The sequence below is a fragment of the Pseudogemmobacter sonorensis genome, from assembly GCF_042762395.1.
In the GTDB taxonomy this organism is placed as follows: Bacteria; Pseudomonadota; Alphaproteobacteria; order Rhodobacterales; family Rhodobacteraceae; genus Pseudogemmobacter; species Pseudogemmobacter sonorensis.
Genome location: NZ_JBEFZE010000041.1, coordinates 1 through 22,514, shown reverse-complemented (window position 1 = coordinate 22,514; position 22,514 = coordinate 1). Strand labels below are relative to the sequence as shown.

General features: G+C 63.8%; 25 protein-coding genes and 1 pseudogene. 24 read left to right on the top strand and 2 right to left on the bottom strand.

Going from position 1 to position 22,514, the window contains the following annotated elements:
* The 11 genes from ABNX41_RS19545 (at window position 1) to ABNX41_RS19495 (ending at window position 9,973) form a co-directional block, all read left to right on the top strand.
* On the top strand, window positions 1–525 hold the full coding sequence (locus ABNX41_RS19545; protein ID WP_438671384.1) for a S26 family signal peptidase: 525 nt from the start codon (window positions 1–3) through the stop codon (window positions 523–525).
* Window positions 526–560: 35 nt separating this feature from the next.
* A complete protein-coding gene (locus ABNX41_RS19540) occupies window positions 561–896 on the top strand; it encodes a DUF736 domain-containing protein (RefSeq protein WP_438671371.1) in 336 nt (111 codons plus the stop codon).
* A gap of 4 nt (window positions 897–900) precedes the next feature.
* Window positions 901–1,824 (top strand): lytic transglycosylase domain-containing protein, encoded by a 924-nt coding sequence (locus tag ABNX41_RS19535; protein WP_438671370.1) that lies wholly within the window; start codon window positions 901–903, stop codon window positions 1,822–1,824.
* 313 nt (window positions 1,825–2,137) lie between these two features.
* Complete coding sequence (locus tag ABNX41_RS19530; protein ID WP_438671369.1) at window positions 2,138–4,204, top strand: relaxase/mobilization nuclease domain-containing protein; 2,067 nt, start codon at window positions 2,138–2,140, stop codon at window positions 4,202–4,204.
* Between the two features lie 63 nt (window positions 4,205–4,267).
* Entirely contained in the window at window positions 4,268–4,669 is a 402-nt protein-coding gene (locus ABNX41_RS19525; RefSeq protein ID WP_438671368.1) for a helix-turn-helix domain-containing protein, read from the top strand.
* Between the two features lie 72 nt (window positions 4,670–4,741).
* Complete coding sequence (locus ABNX41_RS19520; protein ID WP_438671367.1) at window positions 4,742–5,893, top strand: MFS transporter; 1,152 nt, start codon at window positions 4,742–4,744, stop codon at window positions 5,891–5,893.
* Window positions 5,894–5,957: 64 nt separating this feature from the next.
* Window positions 5,958–6,671, top strand: coding sequence for an SDR family NAD(P)-dependent oxidoreductase (locus ABNX41_RS19515; protein WP_438671366.1), 714 nt, complete (start codon window positions 5,958–5,960; stop codon window positions 6,669–6,671).
* 33 nt (window positions 6,672–6,704) lie between these two features.
* Complete coding sequence (locus ABNX41_RS19510; protein WP_438671365.1) at window positions 6,705–7,328, top strand: FMN-dependent NADH-azoreductase; 624 nt, start codon at window positions 6,705–6,707, stop codon at window positions 7,326–7,328.
* A gap of 109 nt (window positions 7,329–7,437) precedes the next feature.
* Entirely contained in the window at window positions 7,438–8,319 is an 882-nt protein-coding gene (locus tag ABNX41_RS19505) for a LysR family transcriptional regulator (RefSeq protein ID WP_438671364.1), read from the top strand.
* A 182-nt stretch (window positions 8,320–8,501) separates the two neighbouring features.
* Window positions 8,502–9,326, top strand: coding sequence for a helix-turn-helix transcriptional regulator (locus tag ABNX41_RS19500; protein ID WP_438671363.1), 825 nt, complete (start codon window positions 8,502–8,504; stop codon window positions 9,324–9,326).
* Window positions 9,327–9,424: 98 nt separating this feature from the next.
* Entirely contained in the window at window positions 9,425–9,973 is a 549-nt protein-coding gene (locus ABNX41_RS19495; protein WP_438671362.1) for a YbhB/YbcL family Raf kinase inhibitor-like protein, read from the top strand.
* A gap of 138 nt (window positions 9,974–10,111) precedes the next feature.
* On the opposite strand, the gene ABNX41_RS19490 is transcribed toward ABNX41_RS19495, so the two are convergent.
* On the bottom strand, window positions 10,112–11,005 hold the full coding sequence (locus tag ABNX41_RS19490) for a LysR family transcriptional regulator (protein ID WP_438671361.1): 894 nt from the start codon (window positions 11,003–11,005) through the stop codon (window positions 10,112–10,114).
* 101 nt (window positions 11,006–11,106) lie between these two features.
* Between ABNX41_RS19490 and ABNX41_RS19485 the strand changes: the two genes are divergently transcribed.
* From ABNX41_RS19485 to ABNX41_RS19475, 3 genes are all read left to right on the top strand, one after another.
* The gene (locus ABNX41_RS19485; RefSeq protein ID WP_438671360.1) at window positions 11,107–11,817 is read left to right on the top strand and encodes a type 1 glutamine amidotransferase domain-containing protein; all 711 of its coding nucleotides are present in this window, start codon (window positions 11,107–11,109) and stop codon (window positions 11,815–11,817) included.
* Window positions 11,814–12,719 (top strand): DMT family transporter, encoded by a 906-nt coding sequence (locus ABNX41_RS19480; RefSeq protein ID WP_438671359.1) that lies wholly within the window; start codon window positions 11,814–11,816, stop codon window positions 12,717–12,719. The genes ABNX41_RS19485 and ABNX41_RS19480 overlap by 4 nt, the downstream gene beginning before the upstream one ends.
* Window positions 12,720–12,824: 105 nt before the next feature.
* Entirely contained in the window at window positions 12,825–13,793 is a 969-nt protein-coding gene (locus ABNX41_RS19475; protein WP_438671358.1) for a LysR family transcriptional regulator, read from the top strand.
* On the opposite strand, the gene ABNX41_RS19470 is transcribed toward ABNX41_RS19475, so the two are convergent.
* Window positions 13,785–13,997, bottom strand: a complete 213-nt coding sequence (locus ABNX41_RS19470) for a helix-turn-helix domain-containing protein (protein WP_438671357.1) — start codon at window positions 13,995–13,997, stop codon at window positions 13,785–13,787. The two genes, ABNX41_RS19475 and ABNX41_RS19470, sit on opposite strands and share 9 nt — an antisense overlap.
* 58 nt (window positions 13,998–14,055) lie before the next feature.
* On the opposite strand from ABNX41_RS19470, the gene ABNX41_RS19465 reads away from it, so the two are divergent.
* From ABNX41_RS19465 to ABNX41_RS19420, 10 genes and pseudogenes are all read left to right on the top strand, one after another.
* Window positions 14,056–14,406 carry a DNA -binding domain-containing protein gene (locus tag ABNX41_RS19465; RefSeq protein ID WP_438671383.1) on the top strand — a complete coding sequence of 117 codons (351 nt, stop codon included), beginning with the start codon at window positions 14,056–14,058 and terminating at the stop codon, window positions 14,404–14,406.
* 123 nt (window positions 14,407–14,529) lie between these two features.
* Window positions 14,530–16,515 carry a conjugal transfer protein TraG gene (locus ABNX41_RS19460; RefSeq protein WP_438671356.1) on the top strand — a complete coding sequence of 662 codons (1,986 nt, stop codon included), beginning with the start codon at window positions 14,530–14,532 and terminating at the stop codon, window positions 16,513–16,515.
* Between the two features lie 10 nt (window positions 16,516–16,525).
* On the top strand, window positions 16,526–16,975 hold the full coding sequence (locus ABNX41_RS19455; RefSeq protein WP_438671355.1) for a CopG family transcriptional regulator: 450 nt from the start codon (window positions 16,526–16,528) through the stop codon (window positions 16,973–16,975).
* A gap of 199 nt (window positions 16,976–17,174) precedes the next feature.
* Window positions 17,175–18,116: a P-type conjugative transfer ATPase TrbB gene (trbB, locus tag ABNX41_RS19450; protein ID WP_438671382.1), complete on the top strand. Its 942-nt coding sequence runs from the start codon at window positions 17,175–17,177 to the stop codon at window positions 18,114–18,116.
* A complete protein-coding gene (locus tag ABNX41_RS19445; protein WP_438671354.1) occupies window positions 18,113–18,445 on the top strand; it encodes a TrbC/VirB2 family type IV secretion system protein in 333 nt (110 codons plus the stop codon). The genes trbB and ABNX41_RS19445 overlap by 4 nt, the downstream gene beginning before the upstream one ends.
* A complete protein-coding gene (locus ABNX41_RS19440; protein WP_438671353.1) occupies window positions 18,445–18,726 on the top strand; it encodes a VirB3 family type IV secretion system protein in 282 nt (93 codons plus the stop codon). The genes ABNX41_RS19445 and ABNX41_RS19440 overlap by 1 nt, the downstream gene beginning before the upstream one ends.
* A 13-nt stretch (window positions 18,727–18,739) precedes the next feature.
* Window positions 18,740–21,241: a conjugal transfer protein TrbE gene (gene trbE, locus ABNX41_RS19435; protein WP_438671352.1), complete on the top strand. Its 2,502-nt coding sequence runs from the start codon at window positions 18,740–18,742 to the stop codon at window positions 21,239–21,241.
* Window positions 21,238–22,023: a P-type conjugative transfer protein TrbJ gene (trbJ, locus tag ABNX41_RS19430; protein ID WP_438671351.1), complete on the top strand. Its 786-nt coding sequence runs from the start codon at window positions 21,238–21,240 to the stop codon at window positions 22,021–22,023. Before trbE ends, trbJ begins: the two co-directional genes overlap by 4 nt.
* 14 nt (window positions 22,024–22,037) lie before the next feature.
* Window positions 22,038–22,325: a putative entry exclusion protein TrbK-alt gene (gene trbK-alt / locus ABNX41_RS19425; protein WP_438671350.1), complete on the top strand. Its 288-nt coding sequence runs from the start codon at window positions 22,038–22,040 to the stop codon at window positions 22,323–22,325.
* 3 nt (window positions 22,326–22,328) lie between these two features.
* Window positions 22,329–22,514: pseudogene (locus ABNX41_RS19420) on the top strand (P-type conjugative transfer protein TrbL); the annotation flags it as partial.

The following is a 22,514-nucleotide window of genomic DNA, read 5'->3' as shown; positions in this document are numbered from 1 at the left end:
ATGGTGACGTATTTCGTGACGATGGGCGTCGCCATCGCGGCCTTCATCCCGACGCCGACCAAGCTGATCTGGAACGCGACCGCGAGCGCGCCCATCGGCTTCTACACGGTCGCGCCGGCCGACGCGCTCGACGTGCCCGAGTTGGTCGCCGTCATGCCGCCCGAGCCGCTGGCCGCCTTCATGGCCGAACGCGGCTACATCGCGCGCGGCGTGCCGCTGTTGAAGCGCGTTCTGGGCCTGCCGGGGCAGCGGGTTTGCCGCACTGGCCGCACGATCACGGTGGACGGGATCGAGATGGGCGAGGCGCTGGATCGCGACAGCCTCGGCCGCGATCTGCCCGACTGGCAGGGCTGCCGCGTGATCGGCGACGGCGAGCTTTTCCTCATGAATTGGGACGTCCGCGACAGCCTGGACGGCCGTTACTTCGGACCCATCCCCGCAGATTCCGTCATCGGCCGGGCGCTGCCGCTCTGGACCGATGAGGAAGGCGACGGCCGCTTTGAGTGGCGCGCGCCGACGCACTGACTTCGCTTCCCCACCTCAACCACAGGAGACGTTCCATGCCCCAGATCGGTCAATTCACACGCGAGGAATCCGGCTTTGTCGGCCGTGTCCATACGCTGACCCTGTTCCGCGAACTCACCATCGTTCCCGCCGAAGGTTCCGGCGCGGAGAACGCGCCGGACTACCGCGTCCACCACGGCGCGGAGGACGGGCCAGAGGTCGGCGCTGCGTGGAAACGCACCGGAGAGAAGGCCGGCGAATACCTTTCCGTGCTGCTGGACGATCCCGCCTTGCCGCAGCCGATCCGCGCCAACCTGTTCCGCGACGACGATGCGGGCGCGTCGTGGTCGCTGCACTGGAGCCGCCCGAAACCGCGCGACGAGCGGGACTGAGGCCATGCGGTATCGCGTCATTCTCGCGCTCAAAGGTCTCATCCCTTTGTTCGCGGAAAAGCCGTCTCATCCCTTCGTCCCGCTCGGCGACCAGACGGCCGGCGCGCGCAGCGAAGGTCAGGGGCGGCCATCGGCCGGCGCTTGCGCCTCGCCCTTGACCGCAGCGAGCACGCTGGCAGGCTGGTGGCGTAGCGGAGACAGGCCAGCATGGCGCTATGGTGTCCTCCTGCTGGCGGGCACGCTGTCGCTCGGCAGCGGATCGGCGATGGCTGTTGCGCAATCGACGCCCATTGTCCGCCCCGCCGCCATCGATGTTCATGCCGATCATATCGCGGAGGCGTCGCAGCGGTTCGGCATTCCCGAGCACTGGATTCGCGCGGTGCTGCGCGCCGAAAGCGCGGGGGACGTGCGCGCGGTCTCAATGGCGGGCGCGATGGGATTGATGCAGGTCATGCCCGATACATGGGCAGAGCTGCGCACCCGCCATAGCCTGGGCCGCGATCCCTACGACCCCCGTGACAACGTGATGGCGGGCTCCGCCTACCTGCGCGAGATGTGGGACCGCTACGGCAATGTCGCGGCGATGCTGGCGGCCTACAATGCCGGTCCCGGCCGCTACGACGAATACCTTGCGACCGGCCGCGCATTGCCCGCCGAGACCCGCGCCTATGTTGCCGCGCTCGCGCCCGTTCTCGGCGGCGCGGCTGCATCCGAACCGCCGTCATCGCCGCCGCCCCAGCCGCCGGATTGGCGCGAGGCACCACTTTTCGTCATGGGCTCGGGCGACGCGCGGGCTGTCGCCGCGCCGCCGCCCGAGGTGCGGTCCGGCAACGCTCGCGCAACCGTTCCGGTGCGCGGTCCCGCCGATGCGGAGCCGGAACCCGGCGGCATGTTCGTGGCTCGCGCAGGCGACGGGGAAACGCCATGAGATCGGCGTTTCCCCGCTCATCGCGATCCATTCCGATGTCCAGTCAGGCAGGGTTGCGCGTGGCTGGAGTCCCGGCAGGAAGGGCGGAAAGGGCAGGAAAAGCGGAGGGCAAGATAAAGCAAACCGGCACCACGTCGGGCCGGTTTGGGAAATTGTCTTTGTCTGCACACTGGTTAGCTGGGCCGCGACCGGCACCACGGTTTTTGCTCCGTAGTGCCGGGGTTTCGCGCAAAGCCTTGGCTTTGCTGGGTTTTGACCGGCACTACGGCCCGGAATCGGGCGTTTTCCTGCATTTCTCGCCGGAAACGCGCCCATGAGCGCCGACGATGAAAACCGCTTCCGGCCCAAGCCCGGCCGCATCCGCTCCGACGCGCCGCGCCCGGGCAAGACCAGGAGCTTTCTGACGCAGGCCAAGAAGCTCGCGCGGCAGCACAGCAACCACCCGTCCAGATCGGGGTCGGCCCGATCCCCCACACGGTCGGGCTCCGGCTCCACCACCAAGGGCGGTGGCAGCACGCGCGCCGCCAAGGGACCGGGTGTCCGGCGCGGGCGCGGCGCGGCCTTCGTGCGCGCCCGCGCCCTGTCCGGCGGCTGGCGGCATAGCTCGTCCGGTGTCCGGCGCGTGATCGTCAAAACACGCTACGTCCAAAACGCCGGCAAGAACGGCAAGGCGGCCGCCCACCTGCGCTACATCCAGCGTGACGGAACCTCGCGCGACGGCGAGCGCGGCCAGCTCTATTCAGCCACCGAGGACCGCGCCGATCCCGCCGCCTTCCTCGAACGTGGTCAGGAGGATGATCGCCAGTTCCGGTTCATCATCTCGCCCGAGGACGGCACGGACCTCACCGACTTGACGGCGCACACCCGCGATCTGATGGGCCAGATCGAAGCCGACCTCGGCACGAAGCTCGATTGGGTCGCGGTCAATCATCACAACACCGGCCATCCTCATGTGCATGTCATCGTCCGGGGCAAGGACGATCTGGGGGAGAACCTTGTCATCAACGGCGACTATCTCGCCAACGGCATCCGCGAGCGGGCGAGCGAGCTGACCACGCTGGAGCTTGGCCCCGTGACCGAGATCGAGCAGAGCCGCAAACTGTCGGCCGAGATCGACCACGACCGTTTCACCCGCATCGACCGGGCGATGACCGAAGAAGCCGAGGACAGGTTTGTCGATCTTCGCCATGAACCGGCCGATCACAAACGCCAGTTCAACCGGACGCTGCGCCTGCGCCGCCTCGCCAAGCTGGAAAAAATGGGGCTGGCGACCGAGCACGCGCCGGGCGTCTGGGAGTTGAGTGAGCGCATGGAGCCGACCTTGCGCGAGTTGGGCGAACGCGGCGACATCATCCGCTCCATCCACAAGGCGTTGAAGGCCGATGGCCTGGAGCGTGATCCCATGAGCTTCCAAATCCATGACGGAGCGCCCGAGACGCCCATCGTCGGCCGCGTCGTGGACAAGTATCTGTCCGACGAGATGGGCGAGAACCTGACCGTGGTGGTGGACGGGATCGACGGTCGCACGCACCATATCGGCGGCATCGCGCCCGAGCGACTTGAGGACGCCCGCATCGGTAGCATCGTCCAACTCGGCCCGACCGATACCGCGAGCCGTCCATCCGACCGCGCCATTGCCGCCATGGCGGAGGACGGCATCTATCGGCCGAGCCGCCATCTTGAGCAAGCGAAGTTCGAGGGTCGCGTTCCCGGCGGCGATCATGAGGGCTATGTCGATGCCCATGTGCGTCGGCTAGAGGCATTGCGCCGCGCCGGGATCGTCGAGCGGATCGACGCCGACCATTGGCGCATCCCCGAAGATTTCGAGAACCGTGCCGCCGCCTATGATGCCGGCCGCAACCGGCAGGCCAGCGTCCGCGTGCTGTCGGCCTTCGATCTGGAAAAGCAGATCGGCGCGGACGGTGCGACCTGGCTCGACCGGCGGATGCTGGCGAACGACGCATCGGATCTCGCTCCGGCCGGATTCGGTCAGCAGGTTCGCGAGGCGATGGACCAGCGCCGCGATCATCATATTGAACAGAACGACGCTACCCGCCAGCAGAATGGCCGCGTCTTCTATCGGCGCAACCTTCTCGCCACCCTGCGCGAGCGCGAGGTTGCCCTCGTTGGCGCGGAGATGATGGAGAGCAAGGCGCTGCCGTTCCGCGCCGCGACGGACGGTGAGACCGTCAGCGGCAAGTTCACCGGCACCGTGCAGCTATCGAGCGGCAAGTTCGCCATGGTCGAAAAATCCCATGAGTTCACCCTTGTCCCGTGGCGGCCGGTCATCGACCGCCAGCTCGGGCGCGATGTTGCTGGCGTCGTGCAGGGCGGTTCGGTGTCGTGGCAGTTGGGACGGCAGAGGGGGCTGGGCTTGTAGTCGAACCGACTGGTTGACTTTCCAAGGTCGCCATCTTAAATCTACACTCAACGTCAGGTTTAGATGGGTGCAGATTTGTCGTCCCTCATGCAGATCGGGGAACTGTCGGAGCGTGCAGGCGTCAGCCATCGCACCATCCACTACTACGAACGGCTCGGCCTTGTCGCGCCGGCTGAACGTGAGGGCGCGGGCTACCGCTACTATGACGAAACCGCCTTCAAACGGCTGGAGAAGATTGCCGCACTTAAAAGGCTTGGCCTCAGTCTCGATGAGATCGCCGCCGTCATCGACCTGTATTTCGAGGACGGAACGGGCATCAAGGGCAAGGAAAAGGTGCTTGAAATCCTCCAAGCCCATCTGGTGAAGGCCGATGCTCAGCTTGACGAGTTGACAGCGTTCAAACGCGATCTCGAAGCGAACATCGCCCGTATGCACCGTCTGATCGCCGCCGCGAAATGTGAATGAACGCAGAAAGGATGCCCATAGGTGCGCCCTCAATCTCAAGCTAACGTCAGGTTACATAATGGAGATGCGCCTATGACATTGCGTCATGCGGGGCTGCTCGGATTCGTGATGGCATCCGGTTTCCTGATCGTCGGCCAGATTTACATGGTCATTCCGCTGATTGAGGACATTGCGGCACGTTTCGATGTTTCTCCGGCTAATGCCGGGTTTGTAGGGACGGCGTTCGGATTTGCCTATGCGGCGGGTTTTCTGGTTTTCGGTCCTCTATCTGATCGCTTCGGACGCAGGCGCGTGATCGTCCTCGGGTTGATCGCCACCGCCTTGGCAACGCTGCTCGTTGCTTTCGCACAGAATTTCGGCCTCCTGCTAGCCGCTCGCGCCGTCCAAGGCTTCGCGGCATCGACTTTCCCACCGGCGGCGTTGTCTCTGGTGGCCGAGGACTTGCCGCCCCGACAGCGCGCCTTCGGCATATCGCTCATGAGCTTCGCCTTTCTCGGCGCGGCTCCCCTTTCGCAATTTCTCGCCGCACAGGTATCCGGCGGATTGCCAGCGATCATGCTCTGGCTGGCACCTCTTTATCTGTTCGGCGCTGCTGGAATGTTCTTCACTGCCCGTTCCGTCAGCTCCGTGGCATCGTCCGAGGGCGCGGGCACCGAACAACGCACAAGACCCTTGCTCCATGACCCCGGCATCATCGCCGCGTGGGCTGCTGCGGGGACCGTGCTGTTTGGTTTCGTATCGTTTCATGCGGGTGCTCAGGCGCTCGGCGTAGTCAGGAACTTTGACCTCCAAGTTCTTCGCCTTGTCGGTCTGCCGACATTGCTGCTCACATTCGCCGCCACACCGCTGACCCGGCGACACGGCGCTCCGGTCACGGCCCGTATCGGTCTCGGGCTGGCTGCGCTGGCGCTCGGCATTGCGGCTACGGGCGTGTCGGCGCTGGTGACGACCGCGAGCGTCCTGCTGTCCGCAGGTGTAGCCCTCGCAGTGCCGGGCCTGATCGCTACGGTTGCAGGCCGGGCCAGCGATGGCAATCGCGGTCTTGCGCTGGCGATCTACAGCTTCCTGCTCTTTTTCGGGGCGAGCATCGCACCGCCCGTCGCGCATGCTCTGATGCAGACAGGCTCCGTGGCTGGATGGCTTCTCCCGGCTTCCTTATTCGCTCTCGCGGCAATCGGGTTGACCGTTTTCACGCCGATTTCCCAACGACCTCCCGGAAGATGATGGCCCGCTCCGGGTTCGCCCGGCGGTCGCGCTGGAACAAAGCCGAAATCCAAAGGACAGTAATATGGGCAAGAACACCATTGTCGTTTGCGGTCATGGTCCGGGCATATCCGATGCCATGGCGCGAAGGTTCGGCAGGGCGGGCCATCCAGTTGCGATCATCGCGCGTAACGGTGAGCGTCTTAACAAAGCTGCTTCTGCACTCAAAGCCGAAGGGATCACGGTTGAACCATTCATCGCTGATCTCGGCGACGTCGAGGCAGTGAAAGCGACTATTGAAGCTGTCCGCTCGACACTCGGTCCAATCGAAATCCTCCATTGGAACGCTTTCAACGACATTGATGGTGATCTTCTTTCGCTCCAACCAGATCATCTGCGCGACAGTTTGAATGTTCGCGTCATCGGCTACCTTGCAGCGGTGCAAGCCAGCCTCGCCGATCTTGAGGTGAACGGCGGCGCTGTTTTAGCCACCAGCGGCATTATGGCTTTCGACCTGCCCGAGATAGATGCCATGGCAAGCAGATATGCTGCGCTCGCCATACCGGCAGCGGCCCAGCACAAGGCCAATGGCATTCTCCGTCATACCCTTGATCCGCGCGGCATTTTTGTCGGCGAGGTCATCGTCAACGGCTTCGTCAAAGGCACCCCCGGCGCTTCCGTCCAAATCGCGACCATAGACCCCAACGATGTTGCCGAGACCTTCTGGAGCCAGCTTGCCGCTCGAACCGATCACTCTGTTGTCTTCAACGGAGCAACCACCGCGCAATCGCAGTCCTGAATACAACCCCTCCCAAAACCAAGGAAGATCACGATGAAACTACTGCATATCAATGCCTCGACCCGTGGAGCGAAAAGCGAGTCGCTTGCTGTTGCGCGGCATCTCATTGCGGAACTGCAAAACCGGACGTCTATCGAGCTGGACGAATACAATCTGTTCGAGGATGAACTGCCCAAGTTCGACGGCCTTGCCGTAGGAGCGAAGATGGCCCTGTTCACCGGCTCGGAGGCGGAAAGCGACCAAAAGGCGGCTTGGGAAAAGATCAAGGCAGTGTTTGATCGTTTCGCTTCCGCCGATGTTTATGTGTTCAACGTGCCTCTTTGGAACAACGGCATCCCGTATGTTCTGAAGCAGTTCATTGACGTTGTTACCCAGCCTGGCTGGACAATGGGTTTCGACGTGGAGAAGGGCTACACAGGTCTGCTCAACGGAAAGAAAGCCTATGTGGTCCATGCGAGCGGCGTATATTATCAGGGCATCCCCGATAATTTTGGCTCTGACTTCTCCACGTCCTATCTGGACGACTGGCTGAAGTTTATTGGCGTCGAAGATGTGGAGCACATCCATGTCGCACCGACAGTTGTGAACGCCGATTTTGCAAAGACCAAGACTGATGCAGAAACGAAGGCTTCCCAACTGGCAAGCTCTGTCGGTTAGGCGAGAGCGGGAAATCAATTGACGGACAGGCGATATGCGGCGGCGAATATTGAGAAAGGAGCCTGCGACTTCACCGCCGCCATCGCTTTTGCATAGTCGCAGGATTCCCATGGCGTCGCTGATCCAGACGCTCGCCGTCGCCGAGTATCTGAACTTCCGCCACGCCGCCGCTGCGCTGGGGCTGAGCCAGTCGGGCATCAGCGCGCGGGTGAAGACGCTGGAGCAAGACCTTGGCGTTCGCCTGTTCGAGCGCCATGCGCGCGGCGTGAGGCTGACCGAGGCCGGAGAGCATTTCGTCGAGGGCGTCGCGGCCGGCCTCGACCAGATCGATCTTGCCCTCAAGACCATCGGCACGATCACGCGGGGAGAGACCGGCCGGCTCCGCATCGGTGTCCACACCCTGATCCCCGGCAGCTTCCTCGCCAAGCTGCTGGAACGCTACCGGGAACTGCATCCCAGCATCGAGATCGAGATTGCCGAGGCAACCGCCCGCGAAAGCGTCATGCAGCTTCGCGCGGATCGGCTCGATCTGACCTTCGTGGCGGGCGTCCCCGAAATCCCCGACTGTCACGCGCGGCGTATCTGGAGAGAACGTCTTCTGGCCGTGCTGCCTTCCGGCCACTTGCTTGCCAGCTTCGCGGGCGTCACATGGCCCGATCTGGCAAAAGAGACATTTCTTGTCCGCCATGGTGGCACCGGCCCGCAGGTCCACGACCATATCATGCTGCGCCTGGCCGGACGCATGCCGCCGCCCGCCATCCAGCGTTTCGGCGTCGAGCGCGCGACGCTTCTGTCCATGGTCGCGCAGGGCTACGGCATCACGGTTGCCGGCGAAGCGACGGCGCTGATGCACGCGCCGGGCGTGGCGTTCCTGCCGATCACGGACGAGCGGGAACCCGTCGTCTTCTCCGCTGTCTGGTCGCCTCACAACCGCAGCCCGGCGCTGAGAAACCTGCTCGCCCTGGCCGACAGGATGGCACGATCAGCCTGATTTCCGCACAAGCTCGCCGGGCTCATCCAACGCATCGGTCGTGACCATCGGCGGCAAGATCATGGGCACAGTGCATGAGAGTTCGTTATCGCAGAAGTTTGGACGGCAATCATCTATGTCCTTCAGCACCTCATCTGATATTCTCATACGGACCGAAGCCATAGGTCAGAGGATAAGGTTGCATGGAACATGGTGGATGGAAGGACCGCATTCACTCTCCCATCCCGGTTTCCGACGTTTCGATCCTTCCTATCACTCAAGCTACGACAGCCACGTTCACAGAACTCTACTTCAGACTGACGTTTCTGTTTTTTGTTCAAGCGGGGTCCAAAAGAGTTCTTTGTCCATACAATGGTGAGTTGATCGGCGAAGCGGGAGACTTGATGATTTTTCCGCCCGGATCAGTGGTGACGATGGAAAATCGCCCGATCCTGAAAGACAGCTACAGGGCGGATGGCGTGTGCTTCACGCATGAGCTGGTCGATGCTGTTTTCTCGAACCAACGGCTACGGAACGACACGCCGGGCATCCAGATCTTGCGCGCAATTCCCCACCGGCCGTTTCAAATACTCGATCTCATCAGGGAGACGCTCGACAATGAAGATCTGCCCCCGCCGATCAGGCAGCACAGACTTCTCGAACCCTTGATCTGGTTGCGGCACAACAGGGTCAGTCTTCCGACCCGAGATGAAGAACTGCCCCTTAGCAAAGTGCGGCGTCTGATCGAAACCGATCTCAGCCATCCATGGCGCGTCTCGGAGGTGGCGGGGCATTTTGCCATGAGCGAGGCAAGCCTGCGCCGCTGGCTTGCGAGATCGGGACACGGCTTCGCGCGGATTCTGCTGAACACACGTCTTGAAAGGGGTCTCACCCTTTTGCAGACGACAGATGTTCCCGTTTCACAGATCGCGCTGGAATGCGGGTTCAAAACACCCTCTCACTTTTCCGATTCCTTTCGGAAAAGATTCGGGATCAAGCCAAAGTCGATCCGTTCAGCGGAAGATTGATCGTTTTTCGACAGTCTTTGCATGTTTACTGGAAGCACATCATCCGGCGACCGACTATCTCTGGAGCATGTTCAACCCCTTGGCCAAGGAGCCTGCTCATGCTTCAAAAAACCCTCATTGCCGGTCTGCTGCTCGCCGGGGCGACGGCTACAACCGCCAGCGCGCAGGACTTCCGCTTGTCCAGCACGTCGATCGCCGAAGGCGCGCAACTTGAGAACAGCTATGTCTTCGCGGGCTTCGGATGTGACGGCGGTAATGTGTCGCCGCAACTCTCGTGGTCGGGTGCGCCGGAAGGCACACGGAGCTTCGCGATCACCGCATATGATCCGGACGCGCCGACGGGTTCGGGCTGGTGGCACTGGAATGCGGTGAACCTCCCTGCATCCGTGACCTCCGTCGAGCTTGGTGCGAGCGGAAACGGCACGATGCCGGAAGGCACCATCGAAATCACCAATGATTACGGGGCGGCTGGTTTCGGTGGCGCTTGTCCGCCTCCGGGTGAAGTGCATCGCTACATCTTCACCGTGCATGCTCTTTCGACGGAGAAGTTGGAATTGCCGGAGAACCCCAGCAACGCCTTGGTCGGGTTCATGATCGGTGCAAATACGATCCAGAGCACCCGTATTACTGCTGTCTATAGCCGCTAGGGTGAATCTCGAATACGGCGGCGCATGTTGGGAAGCGAACCAGAGCCTTCCTCCGCGCCGTCGCTTTCGCGTCGCCGCCAGATTCTCTCGGCCCAGCCGAGGGCACTGGAGCGAATGCCTATGTGCGATAAATCCAAGCTAGGTGAAGCCCGGATTGCCCGCGAGCAGGAAATCCCGCACATAGACGACACGGGAATGGCGCAACGCGGGCTTGTTCCAGGCGAGATAGAGCGTGTTTTCCGGTATCGCGCCCGGTGTCGGAAGCACGACGAGCTGACCGGCTTTTACCGCATCCGCGCAGAGGTAATCCGGCAGCACCGTCCAGCCCGCGCCGGCTTTCGCCATCTCCAGAAGAAGCCGCAGGTCCGGCGCGGTCGCCACGGCCTGCATTTCGGCCGCCTTCTCGAACACCCGCTGGAAGAACTCACGCACCAGCGGCAGAGTTTCGCCATAGGCAATACACGGCAGGCCACACAGGAATCCGGCCGTCACGTTCCTGGCTTTCGCCCGTTCGGCAATGCCGGGTGCCGCGACCGGCAGCAATCGTTCGCGGCCTATCTCGGCAAAGCCATACGCCTTGCCGTCCGGTGGCGAGGCCGTGATGGCAAGATCGGCATGTCCTTCGTCGAGCGCGGTATAGATACGCACGCGGTCGCCCGTCTGGATGCGCAGCCGCAAGCCTTCGGAGATGAGTGGCGCAAGCGCCGGTGCCACGCGCAGCGACAGATATTCGGCTGGTCCAACGATATGCACCGTCCCGCTCAGTTGGGACGAGCGCGCCTGCGCCGCGTTTACCGTCGCCTCGATCCCGTCGAGGTTCGCGGCGATGGACCGGGCGAGATCATCGGCGGCCGCCGTGGGGGCCACTCCGCGCGCCTGCCGGATGAACAGCGGCTTGCCCAGCATGGTTTCCAGCGCAGCGATGTGCGCCGAAGCGGCGGGCTGGGTGATGCCGAGCCGCTGCGCTGCTCGCGTCAGGGAGCCAGCGCGATAAGTGTCGAGAAAGGTGCGCAGATAAATGAGGTGGTTCATGCGGTCTCAGCCATAGGATTATTTATGCCTGATAGCATGAGGAATGATTTCTGTCGCGATCTTCGATCGGGCATGTTTTGCTCATCACAAGGAGCAAACACATGACCGAAGATACCAGGAAGACCAATATCCTGATGGTTCTCACCTCTGCCAGCACCATGGGCGACAGTGACAAGGCGACCGGCTTGTGGTTCGAGGAACTGGCCACGCCCTACTTTGCGTTCATCGACGCGGGCGCGTCTGTCACACTCGCCTCGATCAAGGGCGGTCCCGCACCCATTGATCCGCGCTCCGTTAAGGCGAAGGGCGAGAATGAGACGAGCGTCGACCGCTTTCTCAATGATGCAGCCGCCACCAAGGCGCTGAACGACACCGTTCCGGTCTCGGCCATCCACGTTACGCCATTTGACGCCGTGTTTCTGCCGGGCGGTCACGGAACCATGTGGGACTTGCCCGAAAGCGCCGAACTGACCGCACTGCTCGGCAAGGCGTGGACCGATGGCAAGGTGGTGGCGGCTGTCTGCCACGGTCCGGCCGGTCTGGTGAACGCCACGGATGAAACCGGCTCGCCGCTGGTGAGCGGCCGCCGCGTCACCGGCTTTTCCGACAGCGAGGAACGCGCTGCCGGTCTGGACACGGCCGTTCCGTTCCTTCTGGAAACCCGCCTGCGCGAGCTGGGCGGCCGTTATGAAAGTGCCGCCGACTTCCAGCCCTTTGCCATTGCGGATGGGCGGCTTGTCACCGGGCAGAATCCCGCATCGTCCGCACTCACGGCCAAGCTGACGCTTGAGGCGCTTGCGGATTCGATATGAATGCGCTGGTCACGCGCCCTCAGTTCGGCATCGCTCTTATCATCCTGTCGACGCTGGTCTTCGCGCTACAGGATGGCGTATCGCGCTATCTGGGGTCTCACTACAGCATCATCACCATCGTCGCGATCCGTTTCTGGGTCTTCGCCGCAGTCGCCATCGGTCTTTCCATGGCAAGTGAAGGGGGTATTCGCAGGGTAGCCCGCTCGACGGTGCCGTGGATGCAGGTCGCGCGTGTCGGACTGCTGATTGTCCAAATCTGGTTGACCATTGCGGGCTTTGTCAGCCTTGGCCTGATACCGGCACACGCCATCTTCGCCATCAACCCCTTGCTGGTCGCGGCGCTGGCGTGGCCCATCCTCGGCGAAGCGGTCGATTGGCGGCGGGGAGCCGCAATCTTCGCCGGCATGATGGGGATGCTGGTGATCCTTCGCCCGGGCTTTCAGGTGTTCGATCCAGCCGCGATCTTTCCGCTCGCAGGGGCGCTTCTGTTTGCGCTCTACTCGCTTCTGACCCGACGTGTCGCTCGACACGATGACGCCGCAACCACATTCTTCTACACGGGTGTCGGAGGCGCGATCTTGAGCACGGTTGCGTTACCCTTCTTCTGGACGCCGATCATCGGCATAGTCGATTACCTTCTAATCGCCGCGCTTTGCGCGCTCGCGATATTGGGTCACTTCCTGCATATCAGAGCTTACGCGATGGCCGAGGCGAGCGTCCTACAGCCATTCTCCTACTTCCAACTGATCTTCATCGTCGCGCTCGGGCTCATGCTTTTCGGCGAGTCCTTGGACGGTTGGACAATCGCCGGGGCCGGACTGATCGTGCTTGCGGGCCTTTATACGCTGCGAAACCCGGCAGCCATGTCCCGTCGATCAGAAGATGCAGCAGGCGGTCGATGATAGATCGCGTCAGGAAGATGCAGACAGATGAGGGATAGCCGAGGGTCAGCCATGAGTTTCGCGTGGCCTATACTGCCGCATTTTTCGCCAGCCGAAGCATAGTCCATGCGCCGGCAGCAGCGTCATTCTCAGATCGGAGAAGAAAAGCCGCCGGCGCTTTATCTTTCACCTTTGCTTCGCGGTCGCATCCCCATGGCATCGCTGGTCCAGACGCTCGCCGTTGCCGAATATCTGAACTTCCGTCATGCCGCCGCTGCGCTGGGGCTGAGCCAGTCGGGCATCAGCGCGCGGGTGAAGACGCTGGAGCAAGACCTTGGCGTTCGCCTGTTCGAGCGCCATGCGCGCGGCGTGAGGCTGACCGAGGCCGGAGAGCATTTCGTCGAGGGCGTCGCGGCCGGCCTCGACCAGATCGACCATGCCCTCAAGACCATCGGCACGATCACGCGGGGAGAGACCGGCCGGCTCCGCATCGGTGTCCACACCCTGATCCCCGGCAGCTTCCTCGCCAAGCTGCTGGAGCGCTACAGGGAACTGCATCCCGGCATCGAGCTCGAGATTGCCGAGGGAGCCGCCCGCGAGTGCATCATGCAGCTTCGCGCGGATCGGCTTGACCTGACGTTCGTGGCGGGCTCGCCCGAGATTTCCGATTGTCATTCGCGCCGCATATGGAGCGAAAGGCTTGTGGCGGCGCTGCCATCGAACCATTCGCTTGTCGGCGGCGCGGGTGTTACCTGGGCCGATCTGGCGAGCGAGACCTTCCTTGTCCGCCATGGCGGCACCGGCCCGCAGGTCCACGACCATATCATGCTACGCTTGGCCGGACGCATGCCGCCGCCCGCCATCCAGCGGTTCGCCGTCGAACGCGCGACGCTGCTGTCCATGGTCGCACAGGGCTATGGTATCACGATTGCCGGCGAAGCGACGGTGCTGATGCACGCGCCGAGCGTTGAGTTCCTGCCAGTCACGGACGAGCCGGAACCCGTCGTCTTCTCCGCTGTCTGGTCGCCTCACAACCGCAGCCCGGCGCTGAGGAACCTGCTCGCCCTGGCCGACAGGATGGCGCGATCAGCCTGATTTCCGCACAAGCTCGCCGGGTTCGATCTCCAACGCATCTGCGATCTGTCCAAGCACCGTCACGCTTGCGGATACGTCAGCACGCTCAATCGCGCCGATATAGCGCGAACTGAGGCCCGCCCGCTCGGCCAGTTCTTCTTGCGTCAGCTTTTTGTCATGACGTGCCCGACGCAGGTTCCTCGCCATGACCTCCTTGAGATCCATGGCGCGATGGGAACCAGCACAGGAACGATCATTCTAGGAATGATCGTTCCGATTCGTCCTGACATCGGCTATACAGTCATGCAGTGCCCTGAGAGGAAGGCGTCAGATGCGTGTCAAACCCGAGCTTGACCCCGATGTTGACGATGAAGCCCCGAGCGGTCCCGACATCACCATCTACGACGAGGAGCATTTCGTGACCTATCTCCGCCTGCTCGACGCCGAGACGGACGGGGCGGACTGGACGGAGGTGGCGCGGATCGTCCTTCACCGCGATCCCGTCGCGGAAGAAGACCGCACCCGCCATTGCTGGGAAAGCCATCTGGCCCGCGCGCAATGGATGAAGAAGAAGGGCTATCGCCGGATTCTCGAACAGGCCGTCGAGGAAGAACGCGCCAAGCGGCCGGGCTGACACAACCCGTCCTATTTGCCGCCGATAGTATCCGGCAGCCCTCCCGATTCACTTTTCCTGTTGCCTGTCTCCAATTTGCCTACTCTCTGATCGGCTCCGTCCCTTTTGCCGACTGGAGCCCGTATGCGCGGAGGCCGAATCCTTTGGGGTCAGATCGCCGTGGTCTTCACCATCGTTCTGGTGACGACCTGGGCGGCGACGCAATGGACCGCATGGCGGCTGGGTTTTCAGCCCCAGCTTGGAGCGCCATGGTTCGAGCTGGCCGGCTGGCCCATCTACTACCCGCCGGCGCTGATCTGGTGGTGGTATGCGTTCGACGCCTATGCGCCGTCGATCTTCGTCGAGGGCGGCATCATCGCCGCGTCCGGCGGTTTCATCGCCATCGCGGCGGCCATCCTCATGTCGATCATCCGGGCACGGGAAGCGCGCAACGTCGCCACCTACGGATCGGCGCGATGGGCCGAGGATCACGAAATCCGCGCCGCCGGTCTGCTCAGCCCCGACGGCGTGGTGTTGGGCCGATACCGCCGCGACTATCTGCGCCATGACGGGCCGGAGCACGTCCTATGCTTCGCCCCGACGCGCAGCGGCAAGGGCGTCGGGCTGGTGGTGCCGACGCTGCTGACCTGGCCGGGAAGCTGCATCGTCCATGACATCAAGGGCGAGAACTGGACGCTAACAGCCGGCTTCCGCGCGAAGCATGGCCGCGTCCTGCTGTTCGATCCGACCAATGCCGGATCGTCCGCCTACAATCCTTTGCTGGAGGTCAGGCAAGGCGAGTGGGAGGTCAGGGACGTTCAGAATATCGCGGATATTCTGGTCGATCCCGAAGGCAGCCTCGACAAGCGCAACCATTGGGAAAAGACCAGCCATAGCCTGCTGGTCGGCGCGATCCTGCATGTTCTCTATGCGGAGAAGGACAAGACTCTGGCGGGCGTCGCCAACTTCCTGTCCGATCCCCGCCGTCCGGTCGAGGCGACCCTGCGCGCGATGATGGACACGCCGCATCTCGGCGAGGCCGGCGTTCATCCCGTCATCGCGTCGTCGGCGCGCGAGTTGTTGAACAAGTCCGAGAACGAACGGTCGGGCGTGTTGAGCACCGCCATGTCGTTTCTCGGCCTCTATCGCGATCCCGTGGTGGCGCGAGTCACGGCACGATGCGACTGGCGCATTGCCGATCTGGTCGGCAGCCGCCAGCCGGTCACGCTCTATCTGGTCGTGCCGCCGTCCGACATCAACCGGACGAAACCCTTGATCCGGCTCATCCTGAATCAGATCGGCAGGCGGCTGACCGAGGAATTGAACACCTCCGGCACGCGCCATCGCCTGTTGTTGATGCTCGACGAGTTTCCCGCGCTCGGCAGATTGGATTTCTTTGAATCCGCGCTCGCCTTCATGGCGGGCTACGGCCTCAAGTCCTTCCTGATCGCGCAGAGCCTCAACCAGATCGAGCGCGCCTATGGGGCGAACAACAGCGTGTTGGACAATTGCCATGTCCGCGTCACCTTCGCCACGAACGACGAAAGGACGGCAAAAAGGATCAGCGACGCGCTCGGCACCGCGACCGAACTGCGCGATTCCACCAATTTCGCGGGCCATCGTCTCGCGCCGTGGCTGGGGCATCTCATGGTGTCGCGGCAGGAGACCGCCCGGCCGTTGATGACGGCGGGCGAGGTGATGCAGCTTCCGCCCAGCGACGAGATCGTCATGGTGGCGGGGACGCCGCCGATCCGTGCCACCAAAGCCCGCTATTTCGAGGATGCGCGGTTTCAGGAACGCATCCTGACCCCGCCCGATCCGGCATCCGCCTCTACCGCGCCTGGCCCGTCATCCGACGACTGGTCGAGCCGCGTGGTCGTGGCGGCGAGCCATGCAACGAGTGCCGACGCCGGGACGGACGGCGATCCGGCCAATGCCGGCATCCGTCGCGAGCCGGAATTACCCGACCACGAGGAAATTATCCCGCCGCCGCCGTCCCCCGCGCAGGAGTTCGCGTTTCTGGACGACGAGCCGGACATCGACGCGGCCAAGGCCCGCGCCATGCGCCAGCGCACGCGGATGGTGGCGCGGCAGGTTTCCATGAACCCCGACGACGGAATCGAACTTTGAGGGAAAACCCATGACGAACCGAACCCGCATCAACGTCTATCTTGCCCCCGACCTGCTCGGCGAAGTGAAGACGCTGGCCTTCCGCCGCAAGGTCGCCCAATCCAAGATCGTCGAGGCGGCGGTGGCATCCTTCCTGTCCGGCGACACGGGCGAACAGCTTGAAGCGGCCATGTCGCGTCGCCTCGACAAGCTCGGCCGCCAGATCGACACGCTCGATGAAGATCTCGCCGTGCTCGGCGAGACTATCTCGCTCTTCATCCGCTTCTGGCTGACCATAACGCCGCCCTTGCCCGAAGGATCGCAATCCGCCGCAAGGACGAAGGGGGCAGAACGGTTCGAGGGTTTCATGCAGACGCTCGGCAAACGGCTGGCGACGGGCGACAGGTTTCTCAAGGAACTGGCCCGAGACATCGAATCGCAAACTGGCGATTCCGGGTCATCCGAACACCCGGAGGATTGAGCGGAAGTATTCAATCCATCCTATTTGCCGCCGATCACCGCCGATGGCCGCACGGGCTTAGATAGTTGTTGAACCAGCCCAAAATCAGGTTCTTTTAATCGACCCCGATGCGGGGACCGTCTGTCGCGCCCCGTGAGGAAACGGGGCCGAGATGACCGCCACACACAACAGACCGGAAGCGATCCGGCGCGGCGCGCGTATGTTGCGCACCGCGCTCGGCCTGTCCATCGCCCGGTTTCTGGACGACCCGGCCGTGGTCGAGGTGATGCTGAATCCCGATGGCCGCCTCTGGGTGGATCGGCTTTCGGAAGGGCTGGCCGATACCGGCGAGACGCTGAGCGCCGCCGATGGCGAACGCATCGTGCGCCTGGTTGCCCATCACGTCGGCGCGGAAGTTCATGCCCGATCCCCGCGTGTCTCGGCCGAGTTGCCGGAAACCGGGGAGCGGTTCGAGGGATTGTTGCCGCCCATCGTCGCGTCGCCCGCTTTCGCCATCCGAAAACCCGCCGTCGCGGTGTTCGTGCTCGATGACTATGTGGCGGCTGGCATCATGTCGGAGGGTCAGGCCGCGACGTTGCGCGCAGCCGTCGAGTCCCGCGCCAACATCCTCGTCGCCGGGGGCACCAGCACGGGCAAGACCACGCTGACCAACGCGCTGCTCGCCGAGGTGGCGAAGACCGCCGATCGCGTCGTCATCATCGAGGATACGCGCGAGCTGCAATGCGCCGCGCCGAACCTCGTCGCCATGCGCACCAAGGATGGCGTGGCGACGCTCTCCGATCTCGTGCGGTCCTCGCTGCGCCTGCGCCCCGACCGCATCCCCATCGGCGAGGTGCGCGGTCCCGAAGCCCTCGACCTTCTGAAAGCCTGGGGCACGGGGCACCCCGGCGGCATCGGCACCATCCATGCCGGCACCGGCATCGGTGCGCTGCGCCGGCTTGAACAGCTCATCCAGGAAGCTGTCATCACCGTCCCGCGCGCGCTGATCGCCGAGACCATCGACCTCGTTGCCGTCCTTTCCGGGCGCGGTTCCGCGCGCCGGCTTGCCGAACTCGCCCGCGTCGAAGGGCTCGGGCCGGACGGCGACTACCGCATCACCCCTGCAACCCGAGCCCCCAACCCAACAGGAGAACTCACATGATCCGCCATGCCATTCGCATGCGCCGCCATATCGCGACGGCTGCCACCTTCACCTATGTCAGCCTGTTTCTGGCACCGGCCGCCCATGCCTCCGGCTCGTCGATGCCGTGGGAAGCGCCCCTTCAATCCATCCTTCAGTCCATCGAGGGGCCGGTCGCCAAGATCGTCGCCGTCATCATCATCATCGTCACCGGCCTGACGCTGGCCTTCGGCGATACGGGCGGCGGCTTTCGCAAGCTGATCCAGATCGTCTTCGGCCTGTCGATCGCATTCGCCGCATCGAGCTTCTTCCTGTCGTTCTTCTCTTTCGGCGGCGGGGCGCTCATCTGATGGCGGCCGGCCTCGAACAACTCGACGCGGTGCCGGGCTTTTCCGTTCCGGTCCACAGGGCGCTGACCGAGCATATCCTGCTCGGCGGCGCACCGCGCGCCATCGCCATCATGAACGGAACGCTGGCCGGGGCCGTGGGCCTCGGCCTGCGCCTCTGGCTGGTCGGCATCGCCATTTGGGCTATCGGCCATTTCGCTGCCGTGTGGGCGGCGAAACGCGATCCCCTCTTTGTCGAGGTCGGGCGGCGGCACCTCCGCATCCCCGGCCATCTGGCGGTTTGAGGGAGGCGCGTCGATGATGAACCTTGCCGAATACCGCCGCAACGCCGCCCGGCTCGCCGACTATCTGCCATGGGCCGCGCTGGTCGGCCAAGGCGTCGTGCTCAACAAGGACGGCAGTTTCCAAAGGACCGCGAAGTTTCGCGGTCCCGATCTGGACAGCGCCGTGGCGGCCGAGCTGGTCGCCGTCGCCGGCCGCATCAACAACGCTGTGCGCCGTCTCGGATCGGGCTGGAGCATCTTCGTCGAGGCGCAGCGCAGCGAAGCCGCGACCTATCCCGACAGCACCTTTCCCGACCCGGCATCGGCGCTGGTCGATGCCGAGCGCAAGGCCGGTTTCGAGGAAGCGGACGCGCATTTCGTGTCCGGCTACTTCCTGACCCTCCTGTGGCTGCCGCCTGCCGAGGAAGCCGCCCGTGCGGAAACATGGCTCTACGAGGGCCGCGAGAAAACCGGCGTGGACCCTTGGGAGTTGCTGCGCGGCTTCATCGACCGCACCGACCGCGTGCTGGCCTTGCTCGATGGCTTCATGCCCGAGTGCCGTTGGTTGGATGACGGCGCGACTCTGACTTATCTCCATTCCACCATCTCGACCAACCGGCATCGCGTGCGCGTGCCCGAGGTGCCGATGCACCTCGACGCGCTACTCGCCGACCAGCCCTTGACCGGCGGGCTGGAGCCGCGCCTTGGCGACGCGCATCTGCGCGTCCTGACCATCGTGGGATTCCCGACCGCGACGACGCCGGGCCTGCTCGACGAAATGAATCGCCTGCCGTTCCCCTACAGGTGGAGCACGCGGGCCATCCTCATGGACAAGACCGATGCGACCCGGTTGCTGACCCGCATCCGCCGCCAATGGTTTGCCAAGCGCAAGAGCATCGCCGCGATTCTGAAAGAGGTGATGACGAACGAGGCGTCCGCGCTTGTGGACACCGACGCGGCGAACAAGGCGCTCGACGCCGACATGGCCTTGCAGGAGCTTGGGGCGGACGTGGCGGGCATGGCCTACGTCACGGCCACCGTCACCGTTTGGGATGCCGACCCGCGCATTGCCGACGAGAAGCTGCGCCTTGTCGAGAAGATCGTTCAGGGCCGCGACTTCACCGCCATGGCCGAGACCGTCAACGCAGTTGACGCATGGCTCGGCAGCCTGCCGGGACACGCATACGCGAATGTCCGCCAGCCGCCCATCAGCACCTTGAATCTCGCCCATATGATCCCGCTTTCGGCGGTGTGGGCGGGGCCGGAACGGGACGAGCATTTCGGTGCGCCCCCTTTGCTCTTTGGAAAGACCGAAGGCTCAACCCCGTTCCGGTTATCCCTTCATATCGGCGACGTAGGGCACACCCTTGTCGTCGGCCCCACGGGCGCGGGCAAATCCGTGTTGCTCGCCCTCATGGCCTTGCAGTTCCGGCGCTACGCAGGATCGCAGGTCTTCGCCTTCGACTTCGGCGGCAGCATCCGCGCCGCCTCGCTCGCCATGGGCGGCGACTGGCACGACCTTGGCGGCGGGCTGACGGAAGGGGCCGAGGCATCTGTCTCGCTCCAGCCGCTTGCCCGCATACACGACACCTATGAACGCGCATGGGCGGCGGACTGGATCGCCGCCATCCTCATGCGCGAGGGCATCGCCATCACGCCCGAAGTGAAGGAGCATATCTGGACTGCTCTGACTTCGCTGGCGTCCGCGCCGGTTGAGGAACGCACCATCACCGGCCTTGCGGTGCTGCTGCAATCCAACGATCTGAAACAGGCGCTCCGCCCGTTCTGCGTCGGTGGTGCCTATGGCCGGTTGCTCGACGCCGAGACAGAGCATTTGGGATCGGCCGATGTGCAAGCGTTCGAGATCGAGGGGCTTGTCGGGACCGGCGCGGCTCCGGCCGTGCTGGCCTACCTGTTCCATCGCATCGGCGACCGGCTCGACGGGAGGCCGACGCTGCTCATCATCGACGAGGGCTGGCTTGCCTTGGACGACGAGGGATTCGCCGGCCAGCTCCGCGAATGGCTGAAGACACTCAGGAAGAAGAACGCCAGCGTCATCTTCGCCACGCAAAGCCTGTCCGACATCGACGGCAGCAACATCGCGCCCGCCATCATCGAAAGCTGCCCGACGCGGCTGCTCCTGCCGAACGAGCGGGCCATCGAGCCGCAGATCACCGCCATCTATCGCCGCTTCGGCTTGAACGACCGCCAGATTGAGATTTTGGCGCGGGCGACGCCCAAGCGCGACTATTACTGCCAGTCGCGGCGCGGCAATCGCCTGTTCGATCTGGGCCTGTCCGAAGTCGGTCTCGCGCTCTGCGCCGCATCCGCCAAATCCGATCAGGCCGCCATCGAACGCATTCACGCCGAGCATGGCCGGGACGGCTTCCTCGCCGCCTGGCTGCGCGAGCGCGGCGTCGAGTGGGCGGCCGACCTGATCCCGAACCTCATCAATCTCGCAGACCGGCCGGAATCCGCCGTGTCGGTCGCGCCGGATGCACCACCAATCCCTCCAGCACAGGAGACCCTTCCATGACCCGTGTTCGTATTTTCCATCTCGCCAGCGTATCGGCCCTCGCACTGGCGCTCGCCGTGCCTGTCGCGCTTTCGCCCATGCTGGCCAGCCCGGCCCATGCGCAATTCGGCTTCGGCCGTATCGTCTATGACCCGTCCAACTACGCGCAGAACGTGCTCACGGCCGCGCGCACCCTGGAGCAGATCAACAACCAGATTCAGAGCCTCCAGAACGAGGCGCAGATGCTCATCAATCAGGCCCGCAATCTGGCGAGCCTGCCGCATTCCTCGCTCCAGCAGCTTCAACAAAACGTCCAGCGCACCCAGCAGCTCTTGAGCCAGGCGCAGAACATCGCGTTCGACGTGCAGAATATCGACCAAATCTTCCAGCAGCAGTATGGCAACGTCTCGCTTTCGGCCACCGACCAGCAGCTCGTGGCCGATGCCCGGTCCCGCTGGGAAAACACGGTCGGCGGCTTGCAGGACGCCTTGCGTGTGCAGGCCGGCGTTGTCGGCAACATCGACAACAACCGCGCGGAGATGGCTGCGCTGGTCGGGCAGAGTCAGGGCGCGACCGGGGCGCTGCAAGCCACGCAGGCCGGCAATCAGCTTCTCGCGCTCCAGTCGCAGCAGCTTTCGGACCTGATCGCGCTGATGGCGGCCAACGGCCGTGCCGAGGCGCTGACCGAGGCAGAGCGCGCGACCGCCGCCGAGCAAGGCCGCATCCAGCGCGAGCGGTTCCTGACACCGGGCTCCGGCTACCAGCCGGGCAACGCGCAGATGTTCAACAACGGCAACAACTGACGGGAGGGTTCGCCATGGACGGCAAGATGCTGGCCCGGCTCGCAGCCGTGGTGTTCGTCGCCATCGCTATCACGGCGACGGTGATCGAGATGACCCGGCAGGACGATCCAGCGCCGGTCAGGACAGCGCCGGCCCTCCAGCCGCCGGCCGATCCGCTCCGCGAAAGCCTGCGCCGGTGCCAGCAGCTTGGCGAGGCGGCCGCGAACGATCCCGGCTGCCTCGCCACCTGGGCCGAAAATCGCGACCGCTTCCTTGGCCGTTCGCCCGCGCCCGCCGTCCCTCACGACAACGGGGAGCAATGATCCATGGGCGGAACGGGCGTCATCGACAACTTCCTCGGGGTCTTCACAAGCTACATAGATTCCGGCTTCGGCCTGCTCGGCGGCGAGGTGGCCTTTATCGCCACCACGCTCATCGTCATCGACGTGACGCTTGCCGCGCTCTTTTGGGCATGGGGCGCGGATGACGACATCATCGCGCGGTTGGTGAAA